The following is a 19,254-nucleotide window of genomic DNA, read 5'->3' on the forward strand; positions in this document are numbered from 1 at the left end:
CGCCGGTTAAAGCAGCCATCAGCCCCCCTCCCGTATGCCAAGCTAGTGAGGCAGGAAAGGCGGCAGCAGCCCTTTTCGGCCCACAAAAACCCGGTCATTGCCAACGTCAGAAGGGATCGAAAGCATCACCAGCAACCAGCTCCGGCAGCCTGCAGGCTCGGTCCCAACACGCCGCTTCGGTGCGTGGTTGGCCCTGGTCACTGCCTCATCGCTGGTGCTGCTCGGATGCTCGCCGCAGGCCGCCGGCGGTGGCGGCGGCGGACAGACCTCCATGCCCAATCCCACCGACCCCGCTTCGGCCAGCAGCCCCCTGGTCTCCAGCGTGCCGGTCGAGACCCTGCGCTCCTCGGAGCTCTCCCCCGTCTATTGGCTGGGCACCAATGCCGGGAACGTGTTCCTGTACCGCGAATACCGCCAGGCGGAGAACCTGGGTGATCCCATTACGACGGCGGTGGCCGCGCTGACGCGGCTGCAGCCCCTCGATCCGGACTACTTCAATCCGCTCAGCCCGGCGAGCAAGGTGGGCGCCTCCATCACCAACGGGTCGGTCATCACGCTGGACATTTCCTCGGACGCGTTCAGCCGCCGCGTGGATGCCGGCATCGCCGAACGGGCCGTGCAGCAACTGGTCTTCACCGCCACGGCTGCGGCGGCGAACGCCGGGCTGAGCACGTCGGACGATCCGCTGGAAGTGGTCATCCTGGTGGACGGACATCACGGTTACGAAGCCTTTGGCCATGTGCCGCTGGGCCAGCCGATGGGCCGGAACAGCAGTCTGGCGGCCCCGGTATGGATCATTGATCCGGCCGACGGTGCCACCGCCGCCGGACGCGTGGAGGTGTTCGGCCGCGGCGTCGCGTACGAATCGGAACTGAGCTGGCAGATTTTCCGCCTGGCCGGCTCCGACGACACGTCCGAAGGCGACCTGGTCAAGGACGGCACGGCCCTCGTCGATGCCGACAGCGGGCAGATCGGCGAGTTCCGGTTCAGCCAGAAGCTGGACCCGGGCACCTACCGGCTGTACGTGTTCCAAAAGGACCAGGACGGGCGGACCGACGAACGGCAGAATGCGGACAGCAAGGTCTTCACCATCACCTAGGCCGGTGCTGCTGACCGACGTGGTCAGTGCCAGCGGCCCAGCAACTCGCTGAGCAAGGTCAAGGCGGCGGGTCCGGCCGTGGAGGACCGCAGGACGTGCGGCCCCAGCCGCACGGCCACCGCCCCGGCGTCGAGCATCGCCTCCACTTCGGCCTGGCTCATCCCGCCTTCGGGGCCCACGATCATCAGCACGCGCCCCGCGCCGCCGGTACGGGCTCCGGGCAGGGCAGCGCCGCCGCCGTTTCCGCCGCGCTCCCCGACGGAGGAGCCGGCACGCAACCCGGCCCCCTCCACGGCGTCGGCCACAGTGCCTGCGGCGTCCTCGTGCAGCAGCAGCGAGAGCCTGCTGTCCCGGATCAAGGCACAGAGCCCGGCCCGTTCCACCAGCGGCTCCACCTCCGGAACGCGGGCACGCCGCGACTGCTTGGCGGCCGCCCGGACCGCCAGCTGCCATTTCGCCGCGCCCTTGGCCGCCTTGTCCGCCCTCCAGCGCACGATGCTGCGTTCGGCCTGCCACGGCACCACGGCATCGACGCCCAGTTCGGTGGCCGCCTCGATGGCAAGTTCGTCGCGGTTTCCCTTGGCAAGCGCCTGCACCAGCACCAACTCCGGGTCGGGCCGCGGCTCCTGCAGGATCCGGAGCGCGCGGACGGTGAGCTTGCCTGAGGTGCCGGCAACGGCCTCCCCTACCAGCCGCCGGCCCCGCCCGTCGGCCAGATCGACGGCTTCACCCGGTTCGATCCGCTTGACGGTGACGGCGTGCCGCGCCTCGTCGCCGGCCAGGGTGAAGCTGTCGCCCGGAGCGACGTCGTCGAGCTCGCCCGGAGCGGTGAAGAACAGGTGGTTGGTCACGCCTAGAGGTTACCGAGCCGGTCCCGCAGGCGGGCGAAGACGCCCGTGCCGGAGGACGCCAGCTTGCCCTCGGTGTATTCCTCGCCGCGGGCCCTGGCCAGCCGGCGCAGCAGGTCCTCCTGCTCCGCATCCAGCTTGCTCGGGGTCTCCACATGCACGTGCACCTGCAGGTCGCCGCGACCGTAGCCGCGCAGGTGGGTCACGCCCAGGCCGCGCAGGGTGAGGGTCTCGCCCGCCTGCGTGCCGGGCTTGATGCTGACTTCCTGTTCGCCGTCGAAGGTGTCCAGCGTCAGGTCGGTGCCCAGCGCGGCGGCGGTCATCGGCACCGAGAGCGTGACGTGCAGGTCGTCGCCCTCGCGGATGAAATTCTTGTCCGGGTTCACGCGGATTTCCACATACAGGTCGCCCTGCGGGCCGCCGGCGGGGCCTGCTTCACCCTGGCCGGCCAGCTGGATCCGCGTTCCGGTCCCGACGCCCGCCGGGAGCTTGATGGTCAGCGAACGCCGGCTGCGGACGCGGCCCTCACCGTTGCACTCGTTGCAGGGGTCGGGAATGACCGTGCCGAAGCCCTGGCAGCTGCCGCACGCGGCAGTGGTCATGACCTGGCCCAGGATGGACCGGACCGCACGCTGGACCTGGCCGGATCCGCCGCAAATGTCGCAGGTGCGCGGGCTGGTGCCGGGGCGGCAGCAACTGCCGTCGCAGGTGGGGCAGACGACGGCGGTGTCCACTTCGATTTTCTTGTTGACGCCGAAGACCGCGTCCTTGAGGTCGATCCGCACGTTGATCAGGGCGTCCTGGCCGCGGCGGGTCCGGGAGGCCGGACCGGCGCCGCCCGCTCCGGCGCCGCCGAAGAAGCTTTCGAAGATGTCCTGGAAGGCGAACCCGGACCCGGAGAAGCCGCCGCCGAAGCCGGTGTCGTTGCCGTTCTCGTTGCCGGTGGTGTCGTAGACGCGCCGCTTCTGCGGGTCGGACAGCACCTCGTACGCGTGGCTGACCTGCTTGAACTGTTCGGCTGCCTCCGGGCCGGGGTTCACGTCCGGATGCAGCTTGCGGGCCAGCTTGCGGTAGGCCTTCTTGATTTCCTCGGTGGAGGCGTCCTGGCTGACACCGAGGGCGTCGTAGTGGTTACTCACCTTGTAGTACTTCACTTCCTGGGGATCGGTTCACCGGCGCCGACGGCCGGTGCGGACACTGCGCGGCGTGTGGCTAGCCGGCGAGGATCCGTGACAAATAACGTGCGACGGCGCGCACCGCGGCCATGGTGGTGGGATAGTCCATCCGGGTGGGGCCGAGGATGCCGACCTTGGCCGTCGCGCCCGGGCCGTACCCGGTGGCCACTACGGAGGTTTCGGCCAGCGAACCGTAGGGGTTTTCGCTGCCGATGCTCACCGACATGCCACGCGCGTCCTGATGCAGTTCGGAGAGCAACTGCAGCAGCACCACCTGTTCTTCAAGAGCCTCGAGGATGGGACCGATGCTCAGCTGGAAGTCGACCGTGGAACGGGCCAGGTTGGCCGTGCCGGCCATCAGGATCCGCTCCTCGTTCGTGGCCGCGGCAAGCTGCGAAAGCTGCGACGCCAGGGCCTCGGCCGTGCCCGTCGGCCCCGCCTGCGGCGGCACCGGGGAGTTCTTCAGCAGCCCCGGCACTGCCGCCAGCGGCTTCCCGGACAGCACCGACAGGAATGCTGCGCGCAGCGTGGCCAGGGCATCCTCGGTGACGTCCGCCGGAAGCGCCGCGACATGCTGCTCCACCTTGCCGTTGTCCGCGATCAGCACGACCAGGGCCCTTTTGGGAGCCAGAAGGATGAACTCGATGTGCCGCACCTTGGCAGCACCCAGCTGGGGATACTGGATGACGGCCACCTGGTTGGTCAACTGGGACAGCAACCGCACGGTGCGTTCCATGACATCGTCAAGGTCGTCGGCGCCTTCCAGCAGTTTCTGGATGGCGCGGCGCTCGGGGGCAGAGAGCGGCTTGACGTCCGAAATCCGGTCCACGAACAGGCGGTAGCCCTTGTCCGTGGGAATCCGGCCGGCACTGGTGTGCGGGGCGACGATCAGCCCCTCTTCCTCCAGCGCCGCCATGTCGTTGCGGATCGTGGCTGACGACACGCCCAGACTGTGCCGGTCGACCAGTGCCTTGGAGCCCACCGGCTCGCGCGAGTGCACATAGTCTTCGACAATGGCGCGGAGCACTTCCAGCCTCCGGACCTCGCTCACTGCACTCCTCCTGTCTCCAACTCGTCTGCGGACAGACCGTTAGCACTCAACACGTCCAAGTGCTAAGTCTAATACGTCGCCGCCGTTGTTAGCATTGTCGGGCGGCCGTGCCGTGAGGACGACAACCAGCAGAGGACTTAAAGTTTATGAGCAGCTACGGCTGGGGCCCCCAGGATCTCACCGCCCCCAAGGCCCGGGCATTGCGCGAAATCGGCGCCGAACCGGGACTGGTGCTCGAGGACGCACAGAGCGGGTGGGTCGGCGCCGTCGTCCGGGTGGAGAAGTCCGGCGGAGTGCATCTGGTGTCGCTGGAAGACCGCCGGGGCAAGGTCCGCTCGTTCCCGCTGGGTTTCGGCTTCCTGTTCGAGGGCGAGCCGGTGAAAGTGGTGCCGGCGGCGCCGGCGGCGAAGGCTCCCGTCCGGCAACGGACGGCCTCCGGTTCGGTCAAGGTCGAGGGACAGCGGGCCAGGGTCGCGCGGGCCAGCCGGATCTGGGTCGAAGGCAAGCATGACGCCGAACTCGTGGAGAAGGTCTGGGGAGACGACCTCCGGGTGGAGGGGATCGTGGTCGAACCCCTGCACGGCGTGGACGATTTGGCAGCGGCCGTGGCGGACTTCTCCCCCGGACCGCAGCGCAGGCTCGGCATCCTGGTGGACCACCTGGTCCCCAACTCCAAGGAGTGGCGGATAGCCGAGGCGGCCATGGCCGTGCCCGCGGCGGCGGGCAACGTACTGATTGTTGGCCACCCCTACGTCGATGTCTGGCAGGCCATCAAACCGGCGGTCATCGGGCGGTCCGCGTGGCCGGTGGTTCCGCGCGGCACCGATTGGAAGACCGGCATCCTCGCTGGCCTCGGCTGGCCGCACCGGACCCAGATAGACATCGCCGATGGCTGGAAGAGGCTGCTGGGCAGTGTTAACACCTATGCCGACCTGGAGCCCAGTCTCCTGGGCCGGGTGGAAGAAGTCATTGATTTCCTGACGGTTTGAGCCGGCTACGGCCGGCGCCCCCGCCCGCGGAATGCACCGGGAGACGGGCTGGAACAGCTAGGCTAGGAACAGAAGTGAGCCGTCAGAAGATTTTCCGAAGGTAGGTCCAGTGTCCGAGAACTCTGCTCGTCAGCAGCAGCCGGAGCGCAAGTCCGCTCCGCGCCAGCAGTACCAGAGCGCGTCGGCGTCCGCTTTGCCCCTGACCCCTTCGGAGGACCGGCAATGGGCCACCATGGCGCACTTCGGCGGCATCCTGGGATGCTTCCCGTCGCTGGCGATCTACCTGATCTTCAAGGACCGGGGTCCCTTTACCGCCCAGGAGTCCAAAGAGGCCCTGAACTTCACGGTTCCGCCCACGGCGGTGGCCATCATTGCGAACCTGCTGATCGTCATCCCGGCGGTCAGCGGGCTCTTTGCCGTCATCGCGGCCGCCATCTGGGTCTTCCTCACGGTCTATTCCGTCATTGCCGGCGTCAAGTGCAACCGCGGCGTTCCCTACCGGTACGCCTACAACCTGCGCCTGTTTCGGTAGCTCTGACACTCGGCCCGCACAGCCGCTCCACTAGCCCTGCCGGCCCTGCCGCCCTCCTACCCTGACTGCCGGGAAAACCGCTGGCGGGCGGTGTTCATCCCCGCCGCAATCGGCACATGGGCGGTCGCCGCGGCCAGGCCGAAGCGCGGCATGTCGCTGTAAACACTCTCCCGGCCCCCCGGCACCGTCTCGTACGTTTCGTGCCATACGCCGACGTCCCCGCTGCCTGCCGATTCGCGCATGAACCGCCGCCAGGGTTCCAGGTGCGGCGCCGAGCGGTCGGACGCGAACCGCTGCAGATGTTCCGGGCTCTTCCAGTAGCTGAGCATGATCGTGGTGCGCCCGAACCATTGGTGGAAGCCCAGCAGGCCGGCCTCCGGCGATGCCGCCAGGTGCGCCAGCATCGCCGGCATCGCTGACGCGGTGCGGGCCACCTTGCCGATCTTCCACCAGCGGTTGGCCCGCATCCCGATGAGGAAGACCGTGACCCGTTCGCCGCCCGGATCGGCTGTGTACCGTCCTGTGTGTACGTGTTCCGACATGAGCCGATTCCTTTCGTAACAGTGTTACAGAACATTGTTATGGAATACTGGGGTCATGGCAAGACCCATAGTCCACGATGATTCGCTGCGCCGCACACTCCTCGATACTGCCGCGGCCCTGATCGCCCGCAACGGCGCCCCCGCCGTGTCGCTCCGCGCGATCGCGGCGGCGGCCGGGACGTCGACGACGGCGGTGTACTCGCTCTTCGGCGGGAAGGCGGAGCTGCTCACCGCCATCCTCGACGACGGTTTCGCCTCCTTCGCGGCCTCCCAGCAACGCGCCGCTCCCGACGGACTGGAGGCGCTGGGCATGGCTTACCGGGCGTGGGCCCTGGAGCATCCGGTCCTGTACGGCCTCATGTTCGGCGGTTCATTGGCCAGCCAGGTGCCGTGCCAGCCGACGCCCGGCGCCGCGGAACCGGCGATCGCGCCGCTGTTTGCCGCCGTCGCCGCCGCCCTGCCCGGGGCATCGGACGACGACGTCGCGTCCATGGTGGGCGTGGTGTGGGGCCAGGTCCACGGGCTCGTCTCGCTGGAGCTGGCGGGCGCGCCGGCTGCCGGGTGGAGCTGGGACTCCGCCTACGAGGCGGCCCTGCACCGGATCGGCCTGTCGCTGGAGGCCGGCGCGGTCAGTCCTCGAGCAACCGCCGCACCACGGCGTCGGCCAGCAGCCGGCCCTGGAGGGTGAGCCGGATCGTCCCGGCGAAGGCCGCGGCCGGGTCGACCAGGGCGTCGGCGATCAGCCCGGCCACGGCCTTCCGGCCGTTCGGGCCCAGGTCCCGGGTCTGCAGCCCGTCGATGATGCGGGTCTGCAGCATCACGTGTTCCAGCTGGCGGGTGCCGGCGTCCAGCGTTTCGCGGCCGGCTGCCGGAGATACCCCCGTGGCCAGCCGCTGGGCGTAGGCCGCGGGGTGCTTCACGTTCCACCACCGGACGCCGCCCACGTGCGAGTGTGCGCCCGGGCCGGCTCCCCACCAGTCGTCCCCGCGCCAGTAAGCCAGGTTGTGCCGGCAGCGGTCCTCGGGAGTGCGGGCCCAATTGCTGACCTCGTACCAGCCGAACCCGGCCGCGCCGAGCCGCGCGTCTGCGATCTCATACTTGGCGGCGTGGTCGTCGTCGTCGATTCCGGGCACCTCGCCGCGGCGGATCTGCGCCGCGAGCTTGGTCCCGTCCTCGACGATCAGGGCATAGGCGGAGATATGGTCCGGCGCGCAGGCGATCGCGGAGTCGAGGCTGGCCTCCCAGTCCGCAATGGACTCCCCCGGCGTGCCGTAGATCAGGTCCAGGCTGACGTTCAGCCCGGCGTCGCGGGCCCACTGCACCGCCTGCGGCACCCGTTCCGGGTTATGGGTACGGTCGAGGACCTTCAGCACATGCGGCACGGCCGACTGCATGCCGAAGGACACGCGGGTGAAACCGGCGTCGGCCAGGATCTTCAGTGATTCCGGCGTGACCGAGTCCGGGTTGGCTTCCGTGGTGACCTCGGCGCCCGGCTCCAAACCCCACAGGTCCGCGGCCTGGCGAAGCATCGACGCCAGGTCCGCCGCCGGCAGCAGGGTCGGTGTGCCGCCGCCAAAAAACACGGTGGCCAGCGGACGGTCGGGCAGGCCGGAGTCACGCAGCACCCGCGCCGCCAGCTCCAGCTCCGTGTTCAGGGTGCCCGAGTACTCATCCTGCGACGCGCCGGAACCCAGTTCCTTGGCGGTATAGGTGTTGAAATCGCAGTAGCCGCAGCGCACCCGGCAGAACGGGATGTGCACGTACAGGCAGAACGCGCGGTCCTCCGCGCCTGCCGCTGCCTGAGCGGGCAGCAGGCCGTCGGCCGGCGCCGGGTCCCCCACGGGAAGGACGCTAGGCACTGAGGCGCGCCTCCGCCGTCGTCGTTGTGGTCACAAGCACTGCAGAGCTACTTCTTTGCCTTGTCCTTGGAGTCATCCGATGACAGCGCGGCGATGAAGGCCTCCTGCGGGACCTCCACGCGGCCGACCATCTTCATCCGCTTCTTGCCTTCCTTCTGCTTCTCCAGCAGCTTCCGCTTACGGGAGATGTCGCCGCCGTAGCACTTGGCCAGCACGTCCTTGCGGATGGCGCGGATGTTTTCGCGCGCGATGATACGGGAACCGATGGCGGCCTGGATGGGCACCTCGAACTGCTGGCGCGGGATGAGTTCGCGCAGCTTGGAGGTCATCATGACGCCGTAGCTGTAGGCCTTCTCGCGGTGCGTGATGGCGCTGAACGCGTCGACCTGTTCTCCCTGCAGCAGGATGTCCACCTTGACCAGATCGGCCACCTGTTCGCCGTCGGCTTTCCAGTCCAGCGAGGCGTAGCCGCGGGTGCGCGACTTGAGGTTGTCGAAGAAGTCGAAGACGATTTCCGCCAGCGGCAGCCGGTAGCGCAGCTCCACGCGGTCCTCGGAGAGGTAATCCATCCCCTTCATCTCGCCGCGGCGGCCCTGGCAGAGCTCCATGATGGTGCCGACAAACTCGTTGGGCGCGAGGATGGTCGCGGAGACCATCGGCTCGCGGACCTCGGAAACCTTCCCGTCGGGATACTCGCTCGGGTTGGTGACCGTGAGGACCTTCTTGTCCTCCAGCGTGACCTCATAGACCACGTTGGGGGCGGTGGAGATCAGGTCCAGGTTGAACTCGGCCTCAAGCCGTTCCCGGGTGATTTCCAAGTGCAGCAGCCCGAGGAAGCCGACTCGGAAGCCGAAGCCGAGGGCCGCGGAGGTCTCAGGCTCGTAGATCAGTGCCGCGTCGTTGAGCTTGAGCTTGTCCAGCGCGTCGCGCAGTACCGGGTAGTCCGTGCCGTCGATCGGGTAGAGCCCGGAAAAGACCATGGGCTTGGGGTCTGCGTAGCCGCCCAGGGACTCCGCTGCCGGCTTGAGCAGGTTGGTGACGGTGTCGCCAACCTTGGACTGGCGGACGTCCTTCACGCCGGTGATCAGGTAACCGACCTCCCCGACGCCCAGGCCGTTGGAGGGGGTGGGTTCGGGCGAGCTGACTCCGATTTCGAGCAGTTCGTGGCTGGCCCGGGTAGACATCATCTGGATGCGTTCGCGCGGCGAGAGCTTTCCGTCAACCACGCGGACATACGTGACCACGCCGCGGTAGGTGTCGTAGACCGAGTCGAAGATCATCGCGCGGGCCGGTGCGTCCGCGTCGCCCGTGGGGGCCGGCAGGTCGCGCACGATCTTGTCCAGCAGCGCTTCGACGCCCACGCCGGTCTTGCCGGAGACCTTCAGCACGTCTTCCGGATCGCCGCCGATCAGGTTGGCCAGCTCGGCCGCGTACTTTTCCGGCTGCGCGGCCGGCAGGTCGATCTTGTTCAGGACCGGGATAATGGTGAGGTCGTTCTCCATCGCCAGGTAGAGGTTGGCCAGCGTCTGGGCCTCGATGCCCTGGGCCGCGTCCACCAGCAGGACCGCGCCTTCGCAGGCTGCCAGGGAACGGGAAACTTCATAGGTGAAGTCCACGTGGCCCGGGGTGTCGATCATGTTCAGGGCGTAACTGACGTCGTCAAGCTCCCACGGCATGCGCACGGCCTGGGACTTGATGGTGATGCCGCGTTCCCGCTCGATGTCCATCCGGTCCAGGTACTGGGCCTTCATATCGCGCGGCTGGACCACGCCGGTGAGCTGGAGCATCCGGTCGGCAAGAGTGGACTTGCCGTGGTCGATATGGGCGATGATGCAAAAGTTCCTGATGATCGCCGGATCGGTGGCGGCAGGCACCGGTGCGGTGCGGGCCATCGGTGACACAGATGGTTCCTTACTCTCAGACAAGCGGGCTACGGCAATGCGGCCGGGTCGACCAGCACGCTGAATTTGCTCAACTATAAGTGTCCCACGCCTGCCCGCGATCCGCGCACCCGGGGGCGTGCCTGCCGGGACCGCGCGGGTGCCGGATCGCTGGACCCGCCGATCTCGCCTGTGGTGCTGATTCGGCAGCCCCGCCGATATCGCGGCCGTGCCGCCGTCGGTAGCCTAGGGCCATGGCTTTTTCCCAGCGCGGCCTCAACCGTCTGCTTCGTTCCGCCGTGCGGGCCCTGCGCGGTCTGTCCGGTGCCGGACACTCCGGAGGTTCCACCCAAGGACGCGGTCCGGTGGCCGGCAGGCAGGGCCAGCCTCCCGGGGGCGTGGCCGGGCGCCGGGGTGCGGAATCCGGTCCGGGCTCGGCGTATCCGGGCGACTACCGGGGCACGGGGACCATCAGCTACTCCCCCGAGGCCGACGGCGCGCCGGATCCGGGCGAGATTGTCTGGACGTGGGTGCCGTACGAGGAGGACTACACGCGGGGCAAGGACCGGCCCGTCCTGGTCATCGGCTACCACCGCGGCCTTTTGCTGGCGCTCATGTTGACCACGCGGGACCGGAACAACGACGGCCGGCGCGACGGCGACTACCTGGACCTGGGCTCTGGCCCCTGGGACGTGCGGGGCCGCCCGAGTGAAGTCAAGCTCGACCGCGTGCTGCAACTGGAGCCGGCTCGGGTCCGGCGCGAAGGAGCGGTGCTGCCGCGGGCCTCGTTCGACGAGGTTGCCCGGGCCATGCGCCGGCGCGGCTGGAGCTGATCGGAGGCGCGGCTGGCAGTCCCGGGCTGGGCATCGGTCGGGGCGCGGCCTGTCGGCCCCCGACTGGTCCGCCTCCGGGGCGCAGCGTGTCGGCTCCCCGCAGGTCCGCCGCCCTGAGCACGGATCTGCTAACATTTATAGCTGTGTGTCCGCGCAGGTCGACGGGCACCTCGGGCCGGTTGCCATTACGGTACCCCACGCCGCTCAGTCAATGACCGGACCGACTGCCCTCAAAAGACCAAGTTCCTCAACAAAGAGAGTTATTTCGTGGCCAATATCAAGTCCCAGAAGAAGCGCATCCTCACCAACGAGAAGGCACGCCAGCGCAACATCTCGGTTCGGTCCGAGCTGAAGACCGCCATCCGCGCCGTGACCGGTGCCGTCCAGTCTGCCGACCAGGACGCCGCCGCCACCGCCCTGGTCGCCGCGAGCCGGAAGCTCGACAAGGCCGTCAGCAAGGGTGTCATCCACAAGAACAACGCCGCGAACCACAAGTCTTCGCTGGCCAAGAAGGTCAACGCGCTCTAAGCAGCGCGTTCCGGCCGAGAGGCCGACCCAAGCCAAGGCCGGAGGCCGCCACCCGTTCGGGGAGGCGGCCTCCGGCTTTTGTGCATCCGGCTGCAGACGGCGGCCTGCCCGGAGGGTACCTTTGGTTGTGTCCCGTTGGGCGGGTTTTCTCCCGCGGGGCGCTGGGGGCCAGCGCGGGCCGGTAGCTGGGGCGGGATGGGGCGGGCGAAATGAACGGCGCGAATGCTTACTTGCGTTTAGTCGACCGGATGGGGCGTTCACCCGCCCTGGACGGGGCGGTCAGGGTGCTGGGCGGGCTGGGCGCTCCCTTGGTCGGGAAGCCGGCCTTCAGGCGGTTCTTCAGTGGGGTGGACACGGCCATCCCTCCGCACGCGGTCCTGACCGACGCGCCGTTCGGTGCCTGGTTCATGGCCGTGTTCCTCGACTTGTTTGACGACGATGGAGGAGAACGCCGGGCTGCCCGCCGTCTGGTCGGTCTGGGTGTGCTGGCCGCCCTACCCACCGCAGTGGCCGGTCTGGCCGAGTGGACCACCGCGGACCCGGCCACGCGGCGCATCGGCGTTTTGCATTCAGCGGCAACCACGGCAGCCACCCTGGTATTCGCCGGCTCGTGGCTGGCCCGCCGGAGGGGACGTCAGGGGCTGGGGATCGGCTTGGCGCGGGCAGGCTCTGCCGTTGCGATCGCCGGGGGTTTCCTCGGCGGCTACATGGGCAGCCGGGTCCGGGGACACGGCGGAAGCGCAAGCGGCGCCTGAGGTTCAGCGGCGCGCGCTGGTGGCGATCAAGGTGACGGCCCGTTCCACGGCATATTCCGGGTCGCGGCCCTCGCCTTTGACCTGGGCGTCGGTCTCGGCCAAAACCTGGATGCAGCGGGCCAAGGCATCTGATTCCCACAGCCGCGCGTCCCGGCGGGCCTGGTCGAACTGCCACGGCGCCATGCCCAGGTCGCGTGCGTTGGCCGACGCGCTTTTGACCTTGGCAATCTGGCGCAGCTTCATGGCCAGCACGGCGACGATCGGCACGGGATCCACCCCGGTGGCCAGTGCGTGCCGGAGGGACGACAGGGCCGCCGCGCCGCGGCCGGAAACGGCCGCATCCGCGACCTTGAAGCCGGTGGCTTCGACCCGCCCGCCGTAGTACTTCTCGACCGTTTCTTCGGTGACCGCACTGTCGGCGTCGGAGATCAATTGGGAGCAGGCGGCAGCCAGGTCCGGGAGCGACGAGCCGACGGCGGCCACCAGGGCCTGAGCCGCGGCGGGTTCGATGGCCCGGCGGGCCGACTTGAACTCCTGCCTGACGAAGTCCAGTTTTTCGGAGTCCTTTTTCATGGCCTGGCAGTCGACCACGGGGGCGCCCGAAGCCTTGACGGCGTCCAGCAGTTTCTTTCCGCGGGTCCCGCCCCCGTGGTGCAGGACGAGCCAGACGTCCTCAGCCGGTGCCGCCACATACGCCAGCAGGTCCGTGAGGAACTCGTCGTTCATCTGCGCCAACGACGACGCCTCGATGAGTTTCGCTTCTCCGAAGAGGCTGGGGCTGGCCAGCATGGTGAGTTGGCCGGTGGTGTAGGCGGAGGCATCGAGCTGAACCAGCTCGAGGCCCGGGTTCCGGCCACGCAGGAGGCCCCGGACGCGTTCCTTGGCCCGGTGGGCCAGGTACTCTTCCGGACCGCTGACGAGCACGACGGGGGCCGGCTCGACGTCACGCCAGGAGACGGTGACGGCGCTCTTCTTGGCGGCCGAAGAGCGGGATCCGGGTGGCGGGTTCACGGCAGGTTCCTCCTTGTTCAGGTCCAGAGTTTCACGATCCGGGCCTTTTGCCCAAAGCAGTCCCCGCTGCCGCCTCGCTCGGTCTCCGCTACTAAGCGGGCTCAGGTCACCCATACGCGTCGGCTCGGGTCTCCGCTGCCCGGCTAGCGGTTGGCGCGGACGGACAATTCCCGGTGGCCGACGTCCACGAAGACGGTTCCCAGCTCGTCGGTCCTGAGGACGTGCGTGCCGGCCGCCTGAAGCGCCGCCAGGATTTCATCCGCCGGATGGCCGTACTCGTTGCCGGCGCCCACGGAGATCAGGGCCGCCGCGGGCCGCAGCGCTGTGATGAGCGCCGTTCCCCCGTTCCGGGCGCCGTGATGGCTGACCTTGAGCACGTCGACGGGGAAGTCCGGGCCCAACCGGCGCATCAGGGCAGGCAATTGCTCCTCCTCCAGGTCACCGGTCAGCAGCATCCGCGTCGATCCGCCGGCAGGAGAGGGCAGGGTGATATCGATAACGAGGCTCGCGTCGTTTTCGGACAGGCCGGCGCTGCCCTCCACCGGCCAGTGCACCGCCCATTCAACTGCTCCGGACGATCCGGAAAGGCCCGCGAAGGCACGCTCTGCCTGAAGCCGCCGCTCTTCAAGCGAGGCCAGCACGGAAGCCGGTGGCGCTGCCTCGGCGCTCGAGTACAGAACCCGCGCTGTTTGCCGTCCCGCCACGGCTCCCGCGAGTCCGCCGTAGTGGTCCAGGTGCATGTGAGTCAGCACCAGCAGGTCGATCCTTTCCACGCCGAGTCGGTCAAGGCACCGGTCCATCGCCTCCGGGTCGGGTCCGGTATCCACCACGATCGCGCTGCCCTCGCCCGTCCGCACCACCAACCCATCACCCTGTCCGACGTCGCAGGCCGCCACGTCCCACTCCCCCGCCGGTGCCGGCCGCGCCAGCGCAGCCGCCAGCGCCCCAGCCGCGAGCCCGGGCAGGGCCGTCCAGCAGACCAGCTTGAACAACGCAGCGCGCATGCCGGAAGCGACGCCGCGCCCCTGCAACTCCGACCCGCCCTCGTCGTCGGACCCAAGATGCTTCTCCTGCGAATCCCGCCGCCTGTCCGCGGCCCGCAATCCCCACAGGAGCGCCAAGCCGGCACCTGCCGCTCCCGCGGCACCGAGCGGGCCACCTGCCCACGGCAGCGCGGCCATGGGCAATTCGGAGAACCAGCGGGCGACCCCGGCGATCCACAAGGTCATCCAGCCCGCGGCATAGAGCACGGCGGCGCCCGGTCCGGGAAACAGCGGCAGCAGCCCCGTCCCGATCATCCCGGCAACCGTGATGAAAGGAACCAGCGGTCCCGCAGCCACATTGGCGGGGACAGCATACAAGGCCAGTTCGGGCTGGAGTTGGACAATGACCGGGGCACAGAAGACCTGCGCGGCCAGCGGCATGGCGACCGCGTGCGCCAGCGGGACCGGCAGGAAGCGCTGCAGCCGGCGGGAACACGCGGTCCCCAGCAGAACGAGGGAGAGGGTGGCCAACACCGAGAGCACGAAGCTGTAACTGGCGGCCAACCACGGATCCACGATCAGCAACACCAGCACCGCAACGGCCAGGAAGGACAGCGCTGCCCTGCGCCGCCCGCTCAGTACCGCAATTACTCCCAGCGAGCCCATCACCGCCGCCCGCAGCACACTGGGCTCCGGCCGGACCAACAGCACGAATCCGGCGAGACCAACAAGGCCGGCAGCCGCCTTCGCCCACCGGGGCAGCCTGATTGCCGATCCGAGGAGGTAGATGAAGGCCAGCACGTAGGAGACATTGGCGCCGCTGACGGTGAGAAGGTGCGTCAGCCCGGTACGCCGCATGGCCTCCTCGAGGTCCGCACCCTGGTGTTCCTTGTCCCCCAGCACCATCCCGGGAAGGAGCCCCCGGGCGTCGGGCGGCAATCCGGCCAGCGCCGCCACGAACTGGGCGCGCAGGCCCGAGACCCACGCGTCCAGGGGTGGTGCCGACCGCTCCGACGGGGCGGTGGACGTTATCAGCAGGGCGTCGACGGCCTGGCCGGGGTCCGCCCGGACGAGCTTGCCGGAGGTCCGCAGCCGCTCGCCGAACCGCACGTGGGACCACTCCGGCCCACCGAGGACCAGCACCGGCGTGTCGGCCTCGAACCGCACCCGGCCGGCCGTGGCCTCGACGATAGTCGCGGTCAGGTGGAAACGCGGGCCGCTCCCAAACTGCCGCGGCGCCTTCACTTCGGCAGCGTCCCCAGTGGCCACCAGGCGGGCGGTGATGGTCTGCTCGCCGGTGATGGCCGTCCCGATCGGGCCCGCCAGCCGCTCCGCCTGCTGCAGCCCCACCGTCAGGGCAAGCAGCCCGGTGCAACTGCACAGCACAATGACGACGGCGATGCCCCCCGCGCCGCGGCGGCCGCGCCGAGGCCGGTTGCGTGGGTTAGCTCCGTTCCCCTGCTGCCGGGCCTGCGGGTGGTGCCGGTTTCCCTGCCGTGGGGGCCGTGGCTGGGGCGGGTCTTCCCGGGTTCGATGGTGGCGTGCTGGCATGCTGCCCGGTCCAGGCAGGAGCCGGGCCGACCGCAGCGGTAACAGCAAACGGGCGGTCGTTGCACAGGCAGTTCCCAAGAGCACACCCGCAAACAGCAGGGCCACCCCCGGCGGCGCGTGCGGCAGGGCCAAGGCAGCTGCCCAACATGCCGCCGCCGCGAGCCCCAGGCGAAGATCCAGGCGCCGGCCTCGGGCCTCTGCCGCGGCGGCCTCAGCGGCCGCGGGATCCGGCTTGAGGTGCCGCAGCAACCACCGGCCCAGGTCGCTGCGCCGTCTGGGCAGCTGACCCAACTCATTCTGGTCCGGCGCCACGACAGTCGGACGTCGGGCCGCATCCGCGTACCGCTGCCAGCGCGGCGACCGGCTCATACCGACACCAACTCCACCAGCGCCTCCAGCATGACGGGCCCGATGCCTGGCACTGCATCGAGATCCGACGGCTGCCCGTACGGGCCGTGCTGTTCGCGAAACTCGACAATCCGGGCGGCAAGCACCGGTCCGACCCGGGGCAGTTCGAGGAGCTCCTCGGCCGTCGCCGTATTGATGTTGATCTTGGCAGCCGGACCGCTCGCGGCGCCGCCTCCGCCTGACTCCTGGGCGCCGCCGCCGGAGCCCCCGCCGGCACCGCCGCCGCCTCCCGAACCGGCCGCCGGTTGCGACGGCCCGGGCGCATCCCGCGTGGGCACATAGACCTGCTGTCCATCGGTCAGCGGCGCCGCCAGGTTCAACTCCTCAAGCCGAGCCTTCTTCGTCGCACCCCCGGCAGCGTCAATGGCCTCGAACACCCTGGAGCCGTCGGCCAGCCGGACGATCCCCGGCGAGGCGACGGCCCCGGCCACATGGACGATGAGGCCGGGGCCGTCGCCTGACGGTTCATCCGCGGTCTCCGTACCGTCCTCGCCGGCAGCAGAGTGCGCTGCTGACGGCTTGCCTTTCGTTTCTTCGTCGGCAGCCGGGCCGGCAGCCCGGTCGGACGTCAGCGGAATGCTCTCCAGGATGGGAGCAGCCGAGCGGCTCACGTCAGCCGTGGCCAGCGAAACAAGTCCGTAGCCCAGGCACAGCCCGGCCACCACGAACGCTGCCCCGAGGGCTATGCGGAAGCGCGGAGTCCGCTGCGCCCGCGACGCGATGCCGCCGCGGGCGGTTGCCGGAAGCCAGCGGTGTCGGCTCATGCGGCAACACTAGGTCGGCGGTGCTGCGGCCCGGCCGGCTGGCAAGCACCCGTGGACAACGGCTCCGGCGGCGCCGTCTGTGGAGGAAAGGAATACGCAGCCTTGGGATGGCCTTTGCAGTCCGAAGACCTCCGCGACGACGCCTCTCCTGACAACGACGCCCCCTAGTCTCTGCTTCCCTGCTTTTTGACCGACGTGACACGCATGTACCTCTTGACGCGTATTGTCTGTTCGGCAGAAATCAGAAATCTGCATGGACAATCAAATCGCCAGCAATACTGAGTGCATGGGAAACGATCGCCACCGACTAAGTGTCGAAACTGCTACCTCGTACTACACGGAATTTTCCACAGGACGAGAGCACCCGGTGGACTTCCTCGGATTCCTGGTTGACGGTCGGCCCCTAAAGGACCTACTGCGAATTACAGAAGACGCGGCGCGGCCGGAACATGAAACCACCGCACTACGTGATGATTGGTCACCGAAGGCTGCATTGGAGTACTTAGACCGACTGCTGGGACATATGCCGGGTGACTTCGACGACGGGCGTATTGCGCTCCTGCTCTGTCCGGTCTGCGGCGATCTATGGTGCGGCACGGTAAGCATGGAACTGTCGCAGACGCCCCAGACAATCACATGGCAGAGATTTGGCTGGCAGGCCGCTGACGACGAGCCTTGGATCTTCCCGGGCCAGTCCTTCACCTTTGAACGGACCGAATACGAAAACCTTCTGCAGGATCTTCGGGGGCACTATGAAGAGCGAGCTTCCCGGCCTACGCCGCTCAAAGGTTTTCGACGCTTATTCGCGCCCCGCACGGACCGAAAATAGCGGACATACTGGCCGTAGCCCGTCGACTTCGGGCGTGAAGCAGGAGGTTACCCAAGATAACAAGCCCCCGGATTCGTTCCGAAGTCCCCAAGGGACCGCGGCGGCAGGCCAAGCAACGGGGCATTCTCAGCGCTTTCGCACTCCCACTGGTGGCATGGTTCCAGCTAGGCATGGGGATGCCTGCGAAACGGTCTTGGATATTAGGATTCAGCCCATGGCCGCGAAACCTAGAGCACTCCGACAGCGTATGGCGGAGCTATTCGAGTGGAAAACGACCCGCTCAATCAACCAAAACTACTTCAATCTTTTTAGTTGGTGGCGGGAGCCAGAGGTTTTGGCCGGCATAGGCGAACTGCTCGCCGAACCTTTCCGCGCAGCCGCTCCCACCGTTGTCATTGGCCCGTCGGCCAGCGGGTACCTGACAGGGGCACTGACTGCGTCGACTCTGGGCGTCGGGTTCTGTCCAGTGCCAAAAGACGCAGCCCCAACCTTCGACAGCGATCCCTGGGTCACAGTCACGAGCCAGCCCGACTATAAAGACCGCCACCTTCAACTTGGGCTCCCCAAAGGCCTCATCAGATCCGGAGACCGCGTCCTTGCCGTGGACGATTTGGTCGATACAGGCGGTCAACTCTTGGCGCTCCAACGACTCACCCACGAAATCGGCGCGACGTGGGTTGGAGCATCGGTTCTAATCGACAACCTCAAAGAAAGCCAGCCCCGGCGCCAGTTGAACCTCAAGTCTGTCTTCCACGTTCGAGACTTCTGATCAATCCTGCGAACACCCGCATGCTGCCGCGTCCTGATGTGCGGCGTGCAGGATGGGCGGCAGAGCGGGCGGGGTATCTACCGCCCGCTCTGCAATACTGCAGGCATGGAAACCCTGATGCATCGGCGGGCGTGGCTTGACGATGTGGCGGCTCCAGGCCGCCCCTGGGTAGTGGCCGCTGTGGCTGTCGCAGCCATTGGCATGCTGTTCCTCCTCCTTGAGCTGGCGACCCGGCCCGATGCTGAGCTGTTGCCTGGGTATTTGATCGTGTACGCAGTGATTGGGCTGTTCATTTACGGTCCTGGTCGCAGAGATGTCACTTGGGGCCGCGTCTTGGCATTCGTTCTGCCCGGTTTGTTGATGGTGGCGCTGTGGGTGCTGGGCACCGGCTACTGGGGCGGGCTTTGGTTGCTGGGCCTGCCGGCCTGGGCCATCGTCTGCCGGCGCTGGGACGATTACGGCGGGACGCACCGGGCGGCAAAGCTGGCACTTTTCGTGGTGCTCCTGGCGGCGTCGTCGCTGTTCTTCGTCTTTTACGGGCTCTACCCGTTTCTCGGTACCGCCCTACTCGCCATCGTGCCGGTAGTACCGCTGGCACACTTCATCGCGTCGCCTGCTTACAGGCAGCGGCTCCTGCGAGCCGCCGTCGAGTTCCTGCTCTCCTGCGCGGTCGTTGCAGTGGCGCTGACGCTGCCGGAGCTCGGATGGGCTTCGCCGCGGGGCTTCGCCGGCGCGGCGGTGCTGGCAGGGCTGTTGATGGCAGCGTGGGCCGGCCGGCGCTCGGTCGCAGTAAAGCCCGGGCCTAGGTACTCCTGAAGCTGGTGTCGCGTTGAGCAACAAATTTCCCG

19 protein-coding genes are annotated in these 19,254 nt (G+C 68.1%); 10 read left to right on the forward strand and 9 right to left on the reverse strand.

Going from position 1 to position 19,254, the window contains the following annotated elements; translation table 11 throughout:
* Nucleotides 1-97: 97 nt before the first annotated feature.
* Nucleotides 98-1,099: a GerMN domain-containing protein gene (locus tag AC5RWG_RS02015; protein ID WP_494014019.1), complete on the forward strand. Its 1,002-nt coding sequence runs from the start codon at nt 98-100 to the stop codon at nt 1,097-1,099.
* Between the two features lie 23 nt (nt 1,100-1,122).
* Here AC5RWG_RS02015 and AC5RWG_RS02020 read toward each other — a convergent pair whose 3' ends face one another.
* The 3 genes from AC5RWG_RS02020 to hrcA form a co-directional block, all read right to left on the reverse strand.
* Entirely contained in the window at nt 1,123-1,950 is an 828-nt protein-coding gene (locus AC5RWG_RS02020) for a 16S rRNA (uracil(1498)-N(3))-methyltransferase (RefSeq protein WP_494166319.1), read from the reverse strand.
* A 2-nt stretch (nt 1,951-1,952) separates the two neighbouring features.
* Complete coding sequence (gene dnaJ, locus AC5RWG_RS02025) at nt 1,953-3,086, reverse strand: molecular chaperone DnaJ (RefSeq protein WP_494149117.1); 1,134 nt, start codon at nt 3,084-3,086, stop codon at nt 1,953-1,955.
* A 73-nt stretch (nt 3,087-3,159) separates the two neighbouring features.
* On the reverse strand, nt 3,160-4,173 hold the full coding sequence (gene hrcA / locus AC5RWG_RS02030; protein ID WP_493999769.1) for a heat-inducible transcriptional repressor HrcA: 1,014 nt from the start codon (nt 4,171-4,173) through the stop codon (nt 3,160-3,162).
* A 146-nt stretch (nt 4,174-4,319) separates the two neighbouring features.
* Between hrcA and AC5RWG_RS02035 the strand changes: the two genes are divergently transcribed.
* Both AC5RWG_RS02035 and AC5RWG_RS02040 read left to right on the forward strand, forming a co-directional pair.
* Nucleotides 4,320-5,162, forward strand: coding sequence for a DUF3097 family protein (locus AC5RWG_RS02035; protein WP_493999770.1), 843 nt, complete (start codon nt 4,320-4,322; stop codon nt 5,160-5,162).
* A gap of 109 nt (nt 5,163-5,271) precedes the next feature.
* A complete protein-coding gene (locus tag AC5RWG_RS02040) occupies nt 5,272-5,694 on the forward strand; it encodes a DUF4870 domain-containing protein (RefSeq protein WP_493999771.1) in 423 nt (140 codons plus the stop codon).
* 56 nt (nt 5,695-5,750) lie between these two features.
* On the opposite strand, the gene AC5RWG_RS02045 is transcribed toward AC5RWG_RS02040, so the two are convergent.
* Nucleotides 5,751-6,236 carry a DUF4188 domain-containing protein gene (locus AC5RWG_RS02045; protein WP_494157144.1) on the reverse strand — a complete coding sequence of 162 codons (486 nt, stop codon included), beginning with the start codon at nt 6,234-6,236 and terminating at the stop codon, nt 5,751-5,753.
* Nucleotides 6,237-6,291: 55 nt separating this feature from the next.
* Between AC5RWG_RS02045 and AC5RWG_RS02050 the strand changes: the two genes are divergently transcribed.
* A complete protein-coding gene (locus tag AC5RWG_RS02050) occupies nt 6,292-6,924 on the forward strand; it encodes a TetR-like C-terminal domain-containing protein (protein WP_494166320.1) in 633 nt (210 codons plus the stop codon).
* Here the strand turns inward: AC5RWG_RS02050 and hemW are convergent.
* Nucleotides 6,866-8,095 (reverse strand): radical SAM family heme chaperone HemW, encoded by a 1,230-nt coding sequence (gene hemW / locus AC5RWG_RS02055; RefSeq protein WP_494166321.1) that lies wholly within the window; start codon nt 8,093-8,095, stop codon nt 6,866-6,868. The two genes, AC5RWG_RS02050 and hemW, sit on opposite strands and share 59 nt — an antisense overlap.
* 47 nt (nt 8,096-8,142) lie before the next feature.
* On the reverse strand, nt 8,143-9,996 hold the full coding sequence (lepA, locus tag AC5RWG_RS02060; protein WP_493999775.1) for a translation elongation factor 4: 1,854 nt from the start codon (nt 9,994-9,996) through the stop codon (nt 8,143-8,145).
* 233 nt (nt 9,997-10,229) lie between these two features.
* On the opposite strand from lepA, the gene AC5RWG_RS02065 reads away from it, so the two are divergent.
* The 3 genes from AC5RWG_RS02065 (at nt 10,230) to AC5RWG_RS02075 (ending at nt 12,091) form a co-directional block, all read left to right on the forward strand.
* On the forward strand, nt 10,230-10,808 hold the full coding sequence (locus AC5RWG_RS02065) for a type II toxin-antitoxin system PemK/MazF family toxin (protein WP_494166322.1): 579 nt from the start codon (nt 10,230-10,232) through the stop codon (nt 10,806-10,808).
* Nucleotides 10,809-11,075: 267 nt separating this feature from the next.
* Nucleotides 11,076-11,336, forward strand: coding sequence for a 30S ribosomal protein S20 (gene rpsT / locus AC5RWG_RS02070; protein WP_493978395.1), 261 nt, complete (start codon nt 11,076-11,078; stop codon nt 11,334-11,336).
* A gap of 248 nt (nt 11,337-11,584) precedes the next feature.
* Nucleotides 11,585-12,091, forward strand: a complete 507-nt coding sequence (locus tag AC5RWG_RS02075) for a DUF2231 domain-containing protein (protein WP_494166323.1) — start codon at nt 11,585-11,587, stop codon at nt 12,089-12,091.
* Between the two features lie 3 nt (nt 12,092-12,094).
* Here the strand turns inward: AC5RWG_RS02075 and holA are convergent, their stop codons facing one another.
* The 3 genes from holA to AC5RWG_RS02090 all read right to left on the reverse strand — a co-directional run bounded on the left by holA (nt 12,095) and on the right by AC5RWG_RS02090 (nt 16,808).
* Nucleotides 12,095-13,102 (reverse strand): DNA polymerase III subunit delta, encoded by a 1,008-nt coding sequence (gene holA / locus AC5RWG_RS02080; RefSeq protein ID WP_494166324.1) that lies wholly within the window; start codon nt 13,100-13,102, stop codon nt 12,095-12,097.
* Between the two features lie 143 nt (nt 13,103-13,245).
* Complete coding sequence (locus tag AC5RWG_RS02085; RefSeq protein WP_494166325.1) at nt 13,246-15,435, reverse strand: ComEC/Rec2 family competence protein; 2,190 nt, start codon at nt 15,433-15,435, stop codon at nt 13,246-13,248.
* Between the two features lie 566 nt (nt 15,436-16,001).
* Entirely contained in the window at nt 16,002-16,808 is an 807-nt protein-coding gene (locus AC5RWG_RS02090; protein ID WP_494166326.1) for a ComEA family DNA-binding protein, read from the reverse strand.
* Nucleotides 16,809-17,061: 253 nt separating this feature from the next.
* Between AC5RWG_RS02090 and AC5RWG_RS02095 the strand changes: the two genes are divergently transcribed.
* The 3 genes from AC5RWG_RS02095 (at nt 17,062) to AC5RWG_RS02105 (ending at nt 19,222) form a co-directional block, all read left to right on the forward strand.
* The gene (locus AC5RWG_RS02095; protein WP_494166327.1) at nt 17,062-17,637 is read left to right on the forward strand and encodes a hypothetical protein; all 576 of its coding nucleotides are present in this window, start codon (nt 17,062-17,064) and stop codon (nt 17,635-17,637) included.
* Between the two features lie 214 nt (nt 17,638-17,851).
* Nucleotides 17,852-18,406, forward strand: coding sequence for a phosphoribosyltransferase family protein (locus AC5RWG_RS02100; RefSeq protein ID WP_494014032.1), 555 nt, complete (start codon nt 17,852-17,854; stop codon nt 18,404-18,406).
* Between the two features lie 105 nt (nt 18,407-18,511).
* On the forward strand, nt 18,512-19,222 hold the full coding sequence (locus AC5RWG_RS02105; protein WP_494166328.1) for a hypothetical protein: 711 nt from the start codon (nt 18,512-18,514) through the stop codon (nt 19,220-19,222).
* Nucleotides 19,223-19,254 lie beyond the last annotated feature (32 nt).

It is taken from the genome of Arthrobacter sp. Y3221160, assembly GCF_059092585.1.

Coding starts and splice junctions, on each gene's coding strand:
- AC5RWG_RS02035 (WP_493999770.1), top strand. CDS start 4,320: ATGAGCAGCTACGGCTGGGGCCCCCAGGATCTCACCGCCCCCAAGGCC.
- AC5RWG_RS02045 (WP_494157144.1), bottom strand. CDS start 6,236: ATGTCGGAACACGTACACACAGGACGGTACACAGCCGATCCGGGCGGC.
- AC5RWG_RS02050 (WP_494166320.1), top strand. CDS start 6,292: ATGGCAAGACCCATAGTCCACGATGATTCGCTGCGCCGCACACTCCTC.
- AC5RWG_RS02065 (WP_494166322.1), top strand. CDS start 10,230: ATGGCTTTTTCCCAGCGCGGCCTCAACCGTCTGCTTCGTTCCGCCGTG.
- AC5RWG_RS02075 (WP_494166323.1), top strand. CDS start 11,585: ATGGGGCGTTCACCCGCCCTGGACGGGGCGGTCAGGGTGCTGGGCGGG.
- AC5RWG_RS02090 (WP_494166326.1), bottom strand. CDS start 16,808: ATGAGCCGACACCGCTGGCTTCCGGCAACCGCCCGCGGCGGCATCGCG.
- AC5RWG_RS02095 (WP_494166327.1), top strand. CDS start 17,062: ATGGACAATCAAATCGCCAGCAATACTGAGTGCATGGGAAACGATCGC.
- AC5RWG_RS02100 (WP_494014032.1), top strand. CDS start 17,852: ATGGCCGCGAAACCTAGAGCACTCCGACAGCGTATGGCGGAGCTATTC.
- AC5RWG_RS02105 (WP_494166328.1), top strand. CDS start 18,512: ATGGAAACCCTGATGCATCGGCGGGCGTGGCTTGACGATGTGGCGGCT.